This is a genomic window from Streptomyces sp. NPDC031121 (assembly GCF_055570615.1).
On the sequence record NZ_JBVIGV010000013.1, the window covers coordinates 12,600 to 26,224 of the forward strand.

Sequence of the window (13,625 nt, forward strand, 5' to 3'; positions counted from 1 at the left end):
ACTGCGTCCGGGGGCGTGCTGTGAGTCTGTAGGCCGACGTGCGTCGATCGCGTGGCTTCGCCGCATCAACCACAGAGTTGATCGATCGCTTGCGGTGACGTTGAGAGACCACCTGCGCTTTGGATTTCTCGTGAACTGGCGGCCCGTGATCGACCGGAGGAAATGGAGCCGTGCTGTGTGCGAGCGAGGTGACACCATGTCGTGTCATGGCAGATGACAGCACCAGTACGTTTCGGGCGGGGCAGACGGGGCTCATCGTCCGGATCCCGGAGGCGGAGCCGTCCGTCCGTGGGTGGCGTGAACGACTCTACCCCTCGGCCCAGGCGGGGGTTCCAGCTCACGTAACCGTGCTCTTCCCGTTCCTCGACGAGAGCCGAATAGATGCGCTCGTCCACGCTGCCCTCGCGGAGGTACTGCGCAGCCACCATGCCTTTGACCTGCGGTTCGAGAGGTGTGGGCGACTTCCGGAGGTGCTCCATCTCGTCCCGGAGCCGGACACGCAGTTGCGGCAGCTCACCGAGGCGATCGCTGGCCGTTGGCCTGAAGCGCCGCCGTATGGCGGCCGGTTTGCCGAGGTCGTGCCGCACCTGACCGTCGCCCAGGGCCAGGAAGACGCCGTCCTGGAGGAGATCGAGGGAGACCTCGTCGGGAGGCTCCCGTTCACGTCTCGCGTGGCCTCGGTTGCACTGATGGTCCACGACGGCGCGAGGTGGCAGGAACGGGCGTCGTTCGCACTCGGAGAATGAAGCGGTCAGAGGCTTGGCGGGTTCAATGGCTGCGGCGTGTCGGCGTGGGCCGAAGGTGAGTCCATCGACGGTGGCCGCGCAAGGCGCGGGGGGAGGACCTCTTGGTCCAGCCGCCGAAGAACTCCCCGGCATTCGCTGCGGGCGACAAGCGCTCAGCTGAGTCGAGATGGACCTCTGTCACCGGAGGCGGTTTCGATCGAGCCGAAGACCCGTCCGATCCACTTGTCCATCCTGGCCGCGAAGTCCGCTGCTGATGCGATGTTCGAGGCGGGGAGCGAACCGGCATTGCCGAGGGCGTCGAAGAAGTCCACGTCGGCCAGCCGCCACGGAACAGGACTACCGACAGCTCGGCCTGCGCGGAGGCGGAGATGACCAAGCCGAGAGAATCGGGGTCGCTGACCCGTTCCCTGGCGGTCTCGAGTGGCTGGGGCCACTCGGCCTTCCCATCCCTCCAGGTCATCTCTGCAACCGCAAGGCCGACCGACCTCCACCGGGCGACGCGTTGCACCAGCGCGGCAGCCGCCTCGTCGAGATCGACAACTCTGTCCATGGGGGAATCATCCCTCATGGACAGTCCTTGGCGTCCTCGGGGCGGCCGGCCAACGGATCGCGCGTCGAACCTCCTCGGGCATGCTTCTGGGCTTGTTGCAGGAGGGGAAGGCGATCCAGGCACTGCCCGGGGAGAAGGCCGGCCGCCACTCCTGTGTCGCCTCACGTGCAGCGGCGGGGACGTAGCCGGTGGCCTGGGGGGGAGCAGGGTTACCGGTTGCGGTACCAGTCTGTGTCTGTGAGGGCGTTTGGGAGGAAGGCGGCCAGGTGGGGAGTGATCCAGATGCGGCTGTCCGTTTCGTGGTCCCAGACGAACACGTCGTCGCGGCTGGGCGTGCGAACGAAGGCGAACTGGTCCCCTCCCCCGCTCTCGCCGAAGAACATGAGGGGCTGGAATCGCTGCGGAAGGCCAGGTTTACTTCTACGATCCGGTCGATTCCCCAGACGACGTCTGTGCCGTGCTCGTCCGAAACGCCGTTGGCTTGTAGGAGGAGGTCCCGCAGGGCTTCTGGCAGGCTCTGCCCGAGGAGTTGTTCGGCACGCTCCAGGTGCGAGGGGTCGGCCGGAGGGGCCGGTTTCGCGCCGGTGGACTCGGAGACGACTTGTAGCCACATCTGGCTTCCGGTTGCTGTGGGTGGGTGGTGCCTGGCCTCGGTGGTGTCAGGTTGTTCTGCGGCGCTTGAGGGCGTACAGGGTGGCTGCGGCGAGGGTCAGGGCGGCGGCGCTGATGGCGATCGGCAGGGCGAGTCGGGTGATGCGGCTGTCGTCGTTCTCGGGTGCTGCGGCTGCCCGGCTGGTGGCGGGTGCGGGGCCCTGGGCCGCGTCGTCGCCGAAGTGGAACACCGGGCCCGTGTCGGCGCTCGGGGTGCCTGAGACCTCCACGGTCAGCGAGATCGGGACGACGGTCCCCCTGGCTTCCTTCTTGGGTTCCGCCACCTGCGCCTGGATGTAGTACGTGCCGGGTACGTCATATCCCTTGGCGTCGGAGCTTCCGGCGTCCTGCCCGGTGATCTCCCAGGGTCCGCAGACCCGCTCGATGCGCCCGGTCCTGCCCGCGAGGAGTTCCGTCGCGCCGGTCTTGCTGTTGCACTCCGCCGCCTCGCGCTTGGCGTTGTAGACGGTGAGGCCCCACCCGGTGGTGACGGAGTTCGGGAAGTCGCCGGGGATGTCCACGCCGGCCTTGACCGTCAGCTTCTGGCCCGCTTTCAGCTCGACGCGCCAGAAGGGGGCCTCGCCGACCGCGATGGACTGGCGGACGGTGCCCGGTCCGATCGGGGTGGCGCTGTTGAAGGAGAAACCGCCCTCGGCGTCGGCCCCGGTGCGGGGCTGCGGGGCGCGCGCGCCGGCTTTCCGGGTCGACTCGTCGGCTGTGCCGACGAGGAGTTCGACCGGCATCGGCTTGTCGCCGGCCTTGGTCACGCTGTTCTCGATCACGATGCAGCCGGTGTCGTCCGGGGCGGGCTTGTCGCCGCCTGCGCCGGGCTTGCTGCGGCCGCCGGTGGTGATGATGTTCGCCCATCCCATCGACTGGTCGAACTCGCGCAGCCACTCACGGGGCTTGCCGTTCCCCGGGGGGCCGGCCGCGACGGTGATGATCGAGCCGCGCTCGTATCCGTCCTCGGCGACGGCGGTGGCGCTCACCTGGAGGCGCTGGTCCGGGCGCTTCTTGACCTTGTAGTAGAGGTCGCGTCCGCCGGTGAACCTGTCCAGGTACTGGCCGGGCGCCACCAGCGGGGCGTCCTCGCAGCCGTTGAGCGAGCCCTCGACGGGCTTTCCCGTGGCGCGGTACGTGCGCCATTCCTTCCGGAAGAGGGCGGACAGGTTGGCGGTGAGCGAGTCGGCGTCGCCGGCGTCCGCGTACGAGCCGCCCGTCACCTCGGCTATGCATGAGAGCTGCGTACGCGCCGAGGAGGGGGTGCGGAAGCCGATCACGTCCACGGCGAGGTCGACGCCCTGCGCCTTGAGCTCGCGAGCCACGTCGCAGGGGGGCGGCGGCGCGCAGGTGTCCTCGCCGTCCGAGACGAGGACGATGCGGCGTTCGCCGCTCGGGCCGAGGTCCTTGGCGGCTTCCCGGAGGGAGACGCCGATCGGGGTGAACCCGACCGCCTTGAAGCCGGCCACCTGCTTCTTGGCGTCGGCGCGTGCCGTCCGGTCCATCGGGGTGACCGGCAGGATCTGCTGGGTGTCGGCGCAGCCCTGCTTCTTGTCCTGGCCGGGGTAGGTGGCGCCGTAGACGCGCAGACCCAGTGGGGCCTGCTCCGGGGCGGTGTCGATGATCCGGGTGACCGCCTGCTTCGCGGCGGCGAGACGGGTCTGGCCGCCGGCGTCGTTCTCGTTCATCGACCCGGACAGGTCGAGGACCAGGTCGATCCGGGCGGGGGCCGGGGCTGCCGGAGCCGCCGGGGTGGCGCCGGCGATCGCCGACTGCGAGAGGAGGGCCCCGCCGATTATCAGTGCCGGCAGGGCGGCGAGGACGCGTCGGCCGCGTGGTCTTGGATGCATGTGGCTCATCTCCAGGTCGTGGAACTCGATCTGCTTGACGATGAGCATGTGCGAATGGTTCCAACGCTCCACGGATGGCGTGCACTTGGGCCCCGGGCGCGGCTTGCGGGGTGGTTGGTGCCGATTGCAGCCGCTCGTTCCGCTTTCCGGTGTCCCACTCGCAGCGGGTGGGGCGGTGGGCGGGTCCTCGAGCAGGTGCGTTGGATTGCTGGTTACTGGTGCGAAGTGGCGCCCGGGGGGATCATGCGTTCGATGTGGGCCAGGTGGGCCGCGAGGATCTCCTCGAAGGCCGCGCGGCGGTCCGCGCCCAGCGGGGTGACCTCGCGGGCGAAGTGGGACAGGGCCGGGAAGCGTTCCGGGTCGGCGCCCAGGACGGCTACGCGGAAGAGTTCCATGCCCTGTTCGGATTCCTCCGGGGTGATGGTGCTGACGCCGGCCTCCGAGGCGATCAGGGAGGCGATGAGGACGGCGAGGCGGTGGTAGCGCGCCGGGACCTCCTCGTCGGGGAGCCCGGACGCGCGCAGGGCCTGCAGCACCTCTTCCATGACCAGCCGGGAGCCGGCGCCCCCTGACGCGTACCGGCCCCAGACCGCGGCGAGCTGGGGCTGTCGCCCGAAGGCCTCTCTCAAGCGCAGGGCGAGGGCGGTGAGCCGCCGCTTCCAGTCGCCCTCGGGCCGGTAGCCGTCCATGGACTCCGCGAGGATGCGGTCGGCGACGGCGCGGAGCAGCTCCGTCTTGCTGCGGAAGTGGCGGTAGAGGCTGGAGGAGTCCGTACCGAGGGTCGCGGCCACTTTCCGCACGCTGAAGGACTCCGTGCCGGTCGTGCGGAGCAGATCCGCTGCCGCGTCCAGGATCTCCTCACTCGTCCACCGCCGTCGACCTGCCATTTCGCCCCTCTCGTCGGACAGAGTCTACTCATGCACGCACCGTTGCACGCACCGCGTGCATAATGGGTGCCGGCGTGACGGGCGGCCCGGCAGCGGGCGGGCCGGGGTCACGCGCGCCCTCGCGCCCGGACTGCGGGTGCTGTTGGGGAACCTGCCGAGAGACAACCGAAGGGACGCATGTCGTGAGGAAGTCACTGGATCCCGCGGCGCTGGACGCCGCCCTCGAGAACGTCCACCGTGCCGGAATGCCCGGCCTGTTCGCCGAGGTGCGCGACGGCGACGCGGTATGGCGCGGCGCCGCCGGGGTCGCCGACACGGATACCGGCCGCCCCGTCACCGCCGACATGCGGCACCGTGTCGGCAGCATCACCAAGACCTTCACCGCCGCCGCGGTGCTGAAGGAGGCGGAGACCGGCCGGATCGGACTCGACGCGCCGATCGGCCGCTACCTCCCGGGGCTGGTACCCGGAGAACGCGGTGAGGCGATCACGGTGCGGATGCTCATCAACCACACCAGCGGCCTCGCCGAGTACTTCCCGTACGCCTTCCCCTCCTTCAAGGCGTTCCCCTCCCTCGCCGACACCCGGCCCGAGAGCCTGGAGGACAACCGGTTCACGCGGTTCGACCCCGTCGAGCTGATCGGGATGGGGGTCGGCGCACCGCCCGTCGGGCCTGCGGGCGGCACTCCGGGGGTGTACTCCAACACCAACTACCTGCTCCTGGCCCGGCTCCTGGAGCAGGTGACGGGTGACACGGCCGAGCAGTCCATCACCCGGAGCGTCATCGAGCGCGCCGGGCTCCGGGACACCGCTTTCCCCACCGGGCCGGAGGTTGAGGGGCCGCACTCGCGGCTCTACGAGGCGTGGTTCGGGATGATCGAACCCCCGCGCGACCACAGCGTCTACGACATGTCCTGGGTGGGGCCGGCGGCCTCGCTGATATCGACCGTCGCGGACCTCAACCGCTTCTACGCCGCGCTGCTGGCCGGCGAGATCGTCAGCCCGGCGTCGCTGGCGCAGATGCAGCGCACCGTTCCCGTCGTCTCCCAGGAGCAGAAGACGGTCCCCTACGGCCTCGGCCTGCACCCGGTGGAGGGGCCGCCCGGACAGGACGCGTACTGGGGCCACGGCGGCACGGTGTGGGGCGGCGGGGCGCTGGCCGCGATTCGTGCCGACGGCCGGCGGCAGATGGCGGTGGCCGTCAACTTGCAGCGGTGGAACCGGCTCGACGCCTCCGGCAAGCCGCAGCCGCACCCCGTCGACCAGGCACTCGCGGCCTTCCACCGCCTGGCCATGTACGGCTGAGCGGCCACGGGACTGACGGGCGGTGCTCCCCCGCTGGTGGGGGGGGAGCACCGTGTCGCGGTCCGTGTCAGCGGTTCTCGTGGATGTCGGCTTCGGCGCGCGGAGCGGTGGCCTCGTGCTGCCCGGCGGACGGGGCCGCCGACCTGGCGGCCGAGCCCGCCGGGGTGGCGGCCTTCTTGCCGCAGAAGGCCGCTTCGAGGGTGCCGCCGAGGGCGGTGTTCGCGGCGCCGCGGTTGGAGGTGTTCGCCATCGCGCTGAGGCTGCGGCGGCCGTCGCGGGTGGTGAACGCGTAGGTGTAGAAGCCCTGCACGGTGCCGGTGTGCCCATACACGGAGGTGCCGCAGGTGAGGTCGTAGCGGCGCAGGCCCAGGCCGTAGAAGCGGGTGTTCGTGGCGTCGGTCGGTGCCATGGTGAGCATGGCGTCCAGCATGTCCGCGCGCAGCAGCCGGCCGTCGAGCAGGGCGGACATGAAGGTGGAGAGGTCGGCCTCGTTCGAGATCATCGCACCGGCGGACTGGGCCCAGGAGACGGTCTGCTCGGTGGAGTCGACGAGCGGGGCGCCCTCTTCGTCGGGGTGCAGGTAGCCGCGGGCGTGGCGGCCCTTGATGGCCGTCGAGGGGTGGACGTACGAGGTGTTCTTGAGCTTCAGGGGCTTGATGATGCGCTGCTCGTAGGCCTTGGCGACCGGCTTGCCGGTCAGCTTCTCGATGAGCATGCCGACCACGACGAAGTTGGTGTTCGAGTAGCGGTACGCGGCGCCGGGCTCGGTGGTCCGGGGCTCGCTCAGGGAGAGGTCGACGAGCTCCTGGTAGGTGAAGACCCGGTTGCGGACGGACTCGAAGCCGGGGACGGTCCGGTCGAACATGGCGTTCGTGTAGTCCGACAGCCCGCTGCGGTGGCTGAGGAGGTGGCGCACCGTGATCCGGTCGTCGGGCAGCACGCCGGGCAGGTGGGCGGTGACCGGGTCGTCCAGGCGTATCTTGCCCTCGGAGACGAGCTGGAGCAGGACGACGGTGGAGAACGTCTTGGTGACGCTGCCGATGCGGAAGCGGGAGGCGGGGTCCACGGCGGCGCCCGTGCTCCGGTCCTGGACCCCCTCGGTGCGGTGCTGGACGCCGCCGGGGCCGGTGTAGCGGGCCATGGCGCCCGGCGCTCCGGCGGCGAGGGTGTTGCGCAGCGCCTGCGAGATGCCCTCCAGGTCCGGGGCGGGGGCGGGCGCCGCCGCGGGGCGGGCCGGGGCGGGCGGGGCGGCCACGGCGGCGGTCGCCGGGGCCACCGTCATCGCGACGGCGAGCGCGGCGGCACCGAGAGTGAGGCGTCGGTCGATGGTCAGGCGCACGGTTCTCCTCAACTGGTCGTCAGAGGGGGCCGGTTCGCTGGCGGACCGGCCCCGGGCGCCGAGCCTACTCAAGATCGACAAAAGGTTTGGCATCGGTCCCACCGGTCGGGGCGGGCGGCGGGCGCCTCCGGCTGCCCTCCGAGGCCCCTTCGCCGTTCGGCGGCCGAGGGGGCCCGCGACCGCCGTGGCCGGTCGGTCGCTTTCCATGGCTTTTCGACCGGGTGGCGCCCGAGCGGTTCACCCACATGGCGTAGTCGCACGCGCTCCCGGGTGCCGCGTGCCGTCACGCTGGAATGGCCCGAACGGGCTAATCCCGAGAGGAGCAAGCCATGCGCGTTCGACGACTGCTCGGCCTGGCCCTCGCCTCGCTGGCGTTGACCGGTATGGGCGTCACCGTCTCCCACGCGGCCGACGCGGCCGCGCCCCAGGTGTCATGGGGGGACTGCAAGTACGGCGGCGGCGCACCCGCGAAGCACAGCAGCGGCTACTGGTACTGCCAAGGCGGCACGTACGACGGCCAGCGCATCTACGGCAGCACAGGCTACTGACCAGGAACGCCCCGGGTCGCCGGCTCCCCGCCGGCGGCCCGGGGCGGTGTTCCGGGCCGGTGTGCGCAGGAACGCTCGCCGGACTGCGCGGGGTGTACCGAAAACAGACCGGTTCGCGGCGAGCGCGGGGCGGGCGCTGCGGCGGGGCGTGCAGGATGCCTGCGCATCTGTCCCACCGACACCGTAGCCGCGGAGGCGCGATGGACCGTACGCCACAGCCGTTACCCCCGCCCGAAGCGGACCCGGCGGCAGCCGGGGAACCGCCGCAGCCGTCACCGCCTCCCGAGCCGCCGGCCGCCGGGGCTGCGCCGCGCGAGGAGTTCGCCGCCGACCTGACCCGGCTGCGGGAGGACGCCGGCCTGACCGTGCGGATGCTCGCCGCCCGGGTGGAGTCCCCCGGTGCGCACACCACGATCGGCGGCTGGCTGGCCGGGCAGAGCCTGCCCTCGCTGGGCTCGCTGCCGCTGTTCCGGCGGGTGCTGGAGGAGCTCGGCGTCAGGGATCCCGCCGAGACGGGCCGCTGGCTGGAGCGGCTGGCCGACCTTCGCCGCTCCCGTACCCCGCGGGCGGCCCGGGGCGTCGTCCCGTACCGGGGGCTCGCCCGGTTCGAGGAGCACCACGCGGACTGGTTCTTCGGCCGGGACCGGCTGCGGGACGCGGCCGTGGAGCGGCTCCTCGCCGACGGGCCGGACTTCCCCCACCTCCTGGTCGGCGCCTCCGGTTCGGGAAAGTCGTCGCTGCTGCGGGCCGGGGTGCTGCCGGTGCTGCGGGCCGCGCACGGGTTCGTGCCCTGCCTGCCGGCACCGGGACGGGCTCCCGCGTCCGAGCTGGTCAGGGCCGTACGCGCCCTGACGGGCGGCGGGGACGCTCTGCCCGGCTCCGCGGCCGGGCTCGCCGCCTGCCTGCGGGACTGGGCTGAGCGGGAGGACGTGCGGGTGCTGGTGGCCGTGGACCAGTTCGAGGAGGTCTTCACGGTCTGCCGGGAGCCGGCCGAGCGGGAGCGGTTCCTTGCCTTCCTGGCCGCGCTCCCCTGCCCCCGCGTCCACGTCCTGGGTGCGCTGCGCGCCGACTTCTACGCGCAGGCCCTCCAGGAGCCCGCCCTCGCGACCGCCCTGCAGCGCGGTCAGATCGTCGTCGGGGCGCTCACCACCGACGAGATCCGCAGCGCGGTGCACGGGCCGGCCGCCCGGGCCGGGCTCGCCGTGGACGAGGGCTTCGCCGACCTGCTGGTCGCCGACCTGAGGGACTCCGGCGCGGGCGGGCTGCCGCTGCTCTCGCACGCCCTGCTGTCCACCTGGGAGCGGGGCCGCGGCAGTGTCCTGACCATCGCCGACTACCGGGCGGGCGGCGGGATGTCCGCCGCGGTGTCGGCCAGCGCGGAGGAGGCGTACGCCGCACTCAGCGAGAGCCGGCGCGCCCTGGCCCGGACCCTGTTCCTGCGCATGGTGACGGTCGGGGACGGCGTCCCCGACACCCGCAGGGTGCTGCCGCTGCCCGGCGCCTCCTCCCCCGCGGACGAGTGGTGCGGCGCGCGCGCCGAGGAGGTGTACGAGGTGCTGGAGTGCTTCGTCGACCGGCGCCTGGTCGGGCTGGACGGCGACGGCGCGCGCATCACGCACGAGGCGCTCCTGACGGCCTGGCCCCGCCTGCACGGCTGGATCGAGGCCGACCGGGCGGGGCACCTGGTGTGGCAGGACCTGGCGCGTGACGCGGAGCGCTGGCGGTCGGCGGACCGGGATCCCTCGCTGCTGTACCGCGGTACCCGGCTGGCGCTGGCCGCCCGGTGGGCCGAGCAGAGCGGCCACGCGCGGGAACTCACCGCGACGGAGGGCGGGTTCCTCGCCGCGAGCCGGTCCGCGGAGGAGCAGCGGGCCCGCCGGGAGCGGCAGCACGCCCGGCGGCTGCGGCGGCTGCTGGTGCTGCTCACCGTCCTGGCGACCCTGGCGGGCTGTCTGGCGGCGGTGGCGCTCGTGCAGCGGCGGGACGCCGAACAGCAGCGGAGGACGGCCCTGTCCCGGCTGGTCGCGGCCCGCTCGGAGCGGTTGCGGGGCAGCGACGTCGCGCTGGCGGCCCAGCTGAGCCTGGTGGCGTACCGGACCGCGCCGACGGCGGAGGCGCGGGCGGCGCTGACGGACGCCTCGGCGATGCCCGCGGTCACCCGGCTGCTGGCGTTCCGCGGGGTGGTGCAGGCGGTGGCGCTCAGCCCGGACGGGCGGACCCTCGCGGCGGCCGGCCTGGACCGCACGGTCGCCCTGTGGGACCTGCGGGACGCGGCGCGGCCGCAGCGCCTGGACGTGCCGTCGCCGCCGTTCGCGGACACCGTGTACGCGCTGGCGTTCAGCCCGGACGGCGGGCTGCTCGCGGCGGGCGCGGGCGACGGGACCGTACGGGTGTGGGAGCCGGCCCGGGGCGGCGCCGCAGCGGGGGGTGCGGCCGCCGGGACGGTGCTGCCCGGTCCCTCGTCGGCCGTGTACGGGCTGGCGTTCGCCCCGGACGGGGCCCGGCTGGCCGCCGGGTCGGCCGACGGCGGGGTGTACGTGTGGGAGCGCGCCGGGGGCGCCCGCCCGGCGGCGCCCAGCGCCGGCGCGGGCCCCGCAGCCGGGGGTTTCGGGCCGGCCGTCCGGCTCGGCGGGTCCGACCGGCCCGTCCACTCGGTGGCCTTCCGGCCCGGGAGCCCGGCCGTGCTCGCGGCCGGCGGGGCGGACGGGGCGGTCCGGCTGTGGGACGCCTCCGGCAGCGGCGGACCGGTGCCCTTCGCGGAGCCGCTGGCCGGGGCCGCGGGGCCGGTGCTCGGGCTGGCGTTCAGCCCCGACGGGCGCCGGCTCGCGGCCGGCAGCCAGGACCGGTCCACCCGGCTGTGGACGGTGCCCGGCCCCGCGGACGGAGCGCCGCCCGCCCCGGACGTCCTCGCCGGCGCCCCCGGGGCCGCGGACGGCCCCGCCAGTTACGTGAACACGGTCGCGCACAGCGCCGACGGGCGGTGGCTGGCCACCGGGAGCGCCGACAACCAGGTGCGCCTGTACGACGCCGCCACCCGCACCCCGCTCGGGGTGTTCCCGCATCCGGCACCGGTGACTTCCCTGGCGTTCCTCCCCGACGGGCAGGGCATGGCCAGTGGCGCCGCCGACGGCACGGTGCGGATCTGGCGGCTGCCCGCGCGGCCCCTGCACGGCGTGCAGGGCACCGTCAACGCCGTCGCGTACAGCCCGGACGGGAAGCTGCTGGCGGTCGCGGGCCGCGAGGTGCACCTGTGGGACGTCCGCGATCCGTGGCTCCCCCGCCCGGTGGGCCGGCCCCTCCCCAACGCCACGGGCTACTCGGGCACGCTGTCCTTCACCCCGGACGGCCGCACCCTGGCCGTGGGCGGCCGCGACGGCAAGGTGTGGCTGTGGGACACGAGCCGTCCCGAACAGGCCGCCCCGCGGGGCGAACCGCTCGACTGCGGCACCGGAACCATCCAGTCCGCGGTGTTCTCGCCGGACGGCGGGACCCTGGCGGCCGGCAGCGAGGGCCGTACCGTCCGGCTGTGGGACACCCGGGACCCGGACCGGCCCAAGCCCGCGGGCGAGCTGACCGAGCCGACCAACTTCGTGTACGCGGTGGCGTTCAGCCCGGACGGGCGGCGGCTGGCCGCGGGCACCGTCGACAAGCAGGTGCTGCTGTGGCGGCTGCCGGAGGGCGGCGGCGCACCTCGGGCGGAGGCCGTGCTCCAGGGCCCGGGGAGCTACGTGATGTCGGTGGCGTTCAGTCCGGACGGGCGGACGCTCGCCGCCGGCACCGGCGACCGGGACGTGTGGCTGTGGAGGTTCGACGGCGCGGCGGACGGCGGGCGTCCGGTCAGCGCCGGACCGCCGCTGACCGGTCCCAGCAGCTACGTGTACGCGCTCGCGTTCGCCCCGGACGGCGCGACCCTGGCCGCGGCGAGCACCGACAGCACCGTCTGGCTGTGGGACACCTCCGGCGCCGGGCGTGCGGGGGCGCGGCCGCCGCGGGCGCGGGCCGTCCTGAGCGGCCTCGGCGGGAAGGGGTACGCCGTCGCGTACAGCCCGGACGGGCGGTCGCTGGCGGCCGGCGGCTCGGCGGCTGCCGCACTGGTGTGGAGCACCGGCGCGGAGGACGCCGCCCGGCACGTCTGCGAGCGGGCCGGCTCGCCGATCACCCGGGCCGAGTGGGCGTCGCTGCTGCCGGGGCTGCCGTACGCGCCGCCCTGCCGCTGACGCCCGCGGGCTGTACGGAGTTGTACGGAGCGGCGTCCGGACCCGTCCGGCCTGCGGCGGAACCCTTCCGCCGGGCGGGTCCGGCCGGGCTTGCTGGTGGTGCGCCGCCGGGCCACCGGACAAGGCCCGGGCGGCGGTTCCGACCTCCACGACGCGAAGGAGCACCACCATGCGACGCTTCACCGACAGCCTGCGGACCCGGGCGGCACTCGCGGCGGCCGCCGCGGGCCTGGCCCTGACCGGCGTGCTCGGCGGCGCCGGCGCGGCCGAGGCCGCGGGCAGCTACATCTGGTCCAACAGCGGCGGGGCGAACGTCCGCTCCTGCGCCAACACCGGCTGCAGCTCGTACGGCTACCTCGGCAACGGCACCGGGGTGGGCATGCAGTGCTGGCTGGACAGCCAGTGGGTGTACCCGCCGAGCTCCAACTACGCCTCCAACCGCTGGTTCCGCGTCTCCAGCCCGGTCGGCACCGGGTACGTGCACTCGTCGCTGGTCGCCGCCCAGACGTCCGTGCCGCACTGCTGACGGACGAATCGGCCGGGACCACGGCCGCAGGGGCCGCTCCGGGACGACCGGAGCGGCCCCTGCGGGCTACGCGGGCGGGCCGTCCTCTCGGAGGGCGGTACGGACGCCGGTGACGACCACGGTGACCAGGCAGAGGGCGATGACGGTCTCCGCCCACAGGAAGGCGAACCAGTCCAGCACGCAGCCGATCGGCGGGGTGCCGGGGGCGGTGTTGCGGAACGCGGCCAGCGCGAACAGGGTGGCCGCCATCCAGGCGAGGGCCGGCCAGACCAGGCCCGTGCCGCGGGTCGTCAGGTACCAGGCGCCGAGGAGCACGGACGCCGCCAGGGCCCACATCACGGCCATCATGAAGACCGCGAAGACCAGCAGGCTGCCCGAGCGGGACAGCCTCAGGGCCATCACGGCCCCCTGCTGCACCTCCTGTCCGGAGAGCGCCGGGCGGGCCGTCATCGCGAAGAGCGTGTCGTTGTCGGCGACCAGCAGGCGCACCGGCACCTGCCGGCCGCCCAGCTCCGCGCGGAAGGCGATGCTCGTCCGGTAGCTGTCGAACGGGTAGTCGCCGACCGAGCCGCCCGTCAGCGCGACCTGCATGTCCTTGCTGGCGATCCGCTCGTGTGCCGCGAACTCCAGGTCGCCGAGGGTCGCCCCGGAGGTCTGGAGGTCGAGGGCGGCCACGGGAGCGGTCCCCTCCGCCTCGCCGAAGGCCCCGCGCGGAGTCACCCAGACCCGCAGCACCAGCTCCCTGGCGACGGCGTCCACGCGCTGGACGACGGCCTCCACGTCCACCCGGTCGGCGGCCCGGGACCCGGCGGTGTACACCGTGTCGCCCGCCTGCCGCTCGCTGAACTGCAGCCACGAGCCGACGCCCACCGCCGCGACGATCAGGACCGCGATGGGGAGGAGGACGGGCAGGAGCGACGCTCCGGAGCGGCGCGGGCGGGGCGGGGCCGGCGGTGCTGCCATGGGGACTCCGACGGGGTGGGAGGGGCGCGGGCGCCCGGAGGGAC

At 73.7% G+C, this 13,625-nt stretch carries 11 protein-coding genes; 5 read left to right on the top strand and 6 right to left on the bottom strand.

Translation table 11 applies throughout. The features are described 5' to 3' along the window. The first annotated feature begins 206 nt into the window (after nucleotides 1–206). Nucleotides 207–746, top strand: coding sequence for a 2'-5' RNA ligase family protein (locus tag ACZ462_RS23890; protein WP_467804004.1), 540 nt, complete (start codon nucleotides 207–209; stop codon nucleotides 744–746). A 152-nt stretch (nucleotides 747–898) separates the two neighbouring features. Here ACZ462_RS23890 and ACZ462_RS23895 read toward each other — a convergent pair whose 3' ends face one another. The 4 genes from ACZ462_RS23895 to ACZ462_RS23910 all read right to left on the bottom strand — a co-directional run bounded on the left by ACZ462_RS23895 (nucleotide 899) and on the right by ACZ462_RS23910 (nucleotide 4,684). Beyond that, entirely contained in the window at nucleotides 899–1,057 is a 159-nt protein-coding gene (locus ACZ462_RS23895; RefSeq protein ID WP_467804005.1) for a hypothetical protein, read from the bottom strand. Nucleotides 1,058–1,303: 246 nt separating this feature from the next. After that, on the bottom strand, nucleotides 1,304–1,909 hold the full coding sequence (locus ACZ462_RS23900) for an SMI1/KNR4 family protein (protein WP_467804006.1): 606 nt from the start codon (nucleotides 1,907–1,909) through the stop codon (nucleotides 1,304–1,306). 46 nt (nucleotides 1,910–1,955) lie between these two features. Continuing rightward, a complete protein-coding gene (locus ACZ462_RS23905) occupies nucleotides 1,956–3,845 on the bottom strand; it encodes a vWA domain-containing protein (RefSeq protein ID WP_467804007.1) in 1,890 nt (629 codons plus the stop codon). Nucleotides 3,846–4,009: 164 nt separating this feature from the next. Then, complete coding sequence (locus ACZ462_RS23910) at nucleotides 4,010–4,684, bottom strand: TetR/AcrR family transcriptional regulator (protein ID WP_467804008.1); 675 nt, start codon at nucleotides 4,682–4,684, stop codon at nucleotides 4,010–4,012. Nucleotides 4,685–4,866: 182 nt separating this feature from the next. Here ACZ462_RS23910 and ACZ462_RS23915 point away from each other — a divergent pair, with 182 nt between their 5' ends. Then, entirely contained in the window at nucleotides 4,867–5,988 is a 1,122-nt protein-coding gene (locus ACZ462_RS23915) for a serine hydrolase domain-containing protein (protein ID WP_467804009.1), read from the top strand. Between the two features lie 67 nt (nucleotides 5,989–6,055). Here the strand turns inward: ACZ462_RS23915 and ACZ462_RS23920 are convergent, their stop codons facing one another. Beyond that, the gene (locus ACZ462_RS23920) at nucleotides 6,056–7,270 is read right to left on the bottom strand and encodes a serine hydrolase domain-containing protein (RefSeq protein WP_467804180.1); all 1,215 of its coding nucleotides are present in this window, start codon (nucleotides 7,268–7,270) and stop codon (nucleotides 6,056–6,058) included. A gap of 386 nt (nucleotides 7,271–7,656) precedes the next feature. Between ACZ462_RS23920 and ACZ462_RS23925 the strand changes: the two genes are divergently transcribed. From ACZ462_RS23925 to ACZ462_RS23935, 3 genes are all read left to right on the top strand, one after another. Then, the gene (locus ACZ462_RS23925; RefSeq protein WP_467804010.1) at nucleotides 7,657–7,875 is read left to right on the top strand and encodes a hypothetical protein; all 219 of its coding nucleotides are present in this window, start codon (nucleotides 7,657–7,659) and stop codon (nucleotides 7,873–7,875) included. 200 nt (nucleotides 7,876–8,075) lie between these two features. Next, nucleotides 8,076–12,092, top strand: coding sequence for a WD40 repeat domain-containing protein (locus ACZ462_RS23930; protein WP_467804012.1), 4,017 nt, complete (start codon nucleotides 8,076–8,078; stop codon nucleotides 12,090–12,092). A 169-nt stretch (nucleotides 12,093–12,261) separates the two neighbouring features. Then, a complete protein-coding gene (locus ACZ462_RS23935; RefSeq protein WP_467804014.1) occupies nucleotides 12,262–12,618 on the top strand; it encodes a hypothetical protein in 357 nt (118 codons plus the stop codon). Between the two features lie 66 nt (nucleotides 12,619–12,684). On the opposite strand, the gene ACZ462_RS23940 is transcribed toward ACZ462_RS23935, so the two are convergent. After that, nucleotides 12,685–13,581, bottom strand: a complete 897-nt coding sequence (locus tag ACZ462_RS23940) for a DUF4436 family protein (RefSeq protein ID WP_467804015.1) — start codon at nucleotides 13,579–13,581, stop codon at nucleotides 12,685–12,687. Nucleotides 13,582–13,625: the final 44 nt, after the last annotated feature.

Coding starts and splice junctions, on each gene's coding strand:
- ACZ462_RS23910 (WP_467804008.1), bottom strand. CDS start 4,684: ATGGCAGGTCGACGGCGGTGGACGAGTGAGGAGATCCTGGACGCGGCA.
- ACZ462_RS23890 (WP_467804004.1), top strand. CDS start 207: ATGGCAGATGACAGCACCAGTACGTTTCGGGCGGGGCAGACGGGGCTC.
- ACZ462_RS23925 (WP_467804010.1), top strand. CDS start 7,657: ATGCGCGTTCGACGACTGCTCGGCCTGGCCCTCGCCTCGCTGGCGTTG.
- ACZ462_RS23940 (WP_467804015.1), bottom strand. CDS start 13,581: ATGGCAGCACCGCCGGCCCCGCCCCGCCCGCGCCGCTCCGGAGCGTCG.
- ACZ462_RS23930 (WP_467804012.1), top strand. CDS start 8,076: ATGGACCGTACGCCACAGCCGTTACCCCCGCCCGAAGCGGACCCGGCG.
- ACZ462_RS23935 (WP_467804014.1), top strand. CDS start 12,262: ATGCGACGCTTCACCGACAGCCTGCGGACCCGGGCGGCACTCGCGGCG.
- ACZ462_RS23900 (WP_467804006.1), bottom strand. CDS start 1,909: ATGTGGCTACAAGTCGTCTCCGAGTCCACCGGCGCGAAACCGGCCCCT.
- ACZ462_RS23920 (WP_467804180.1), bottom strand. CDS start 7,270: ATGACGGTGGCCCCGGCGACCGCCGCCGTGGCCGCCCCGCCCGCCCCG.
- ACZ462_RS23905 (WP_467804007.1), bottom strand. CDS start 3,845: ATGCTCATCGTCAAGCAGATCGAGTTCCACGACCTGGAGATGAGCCAC.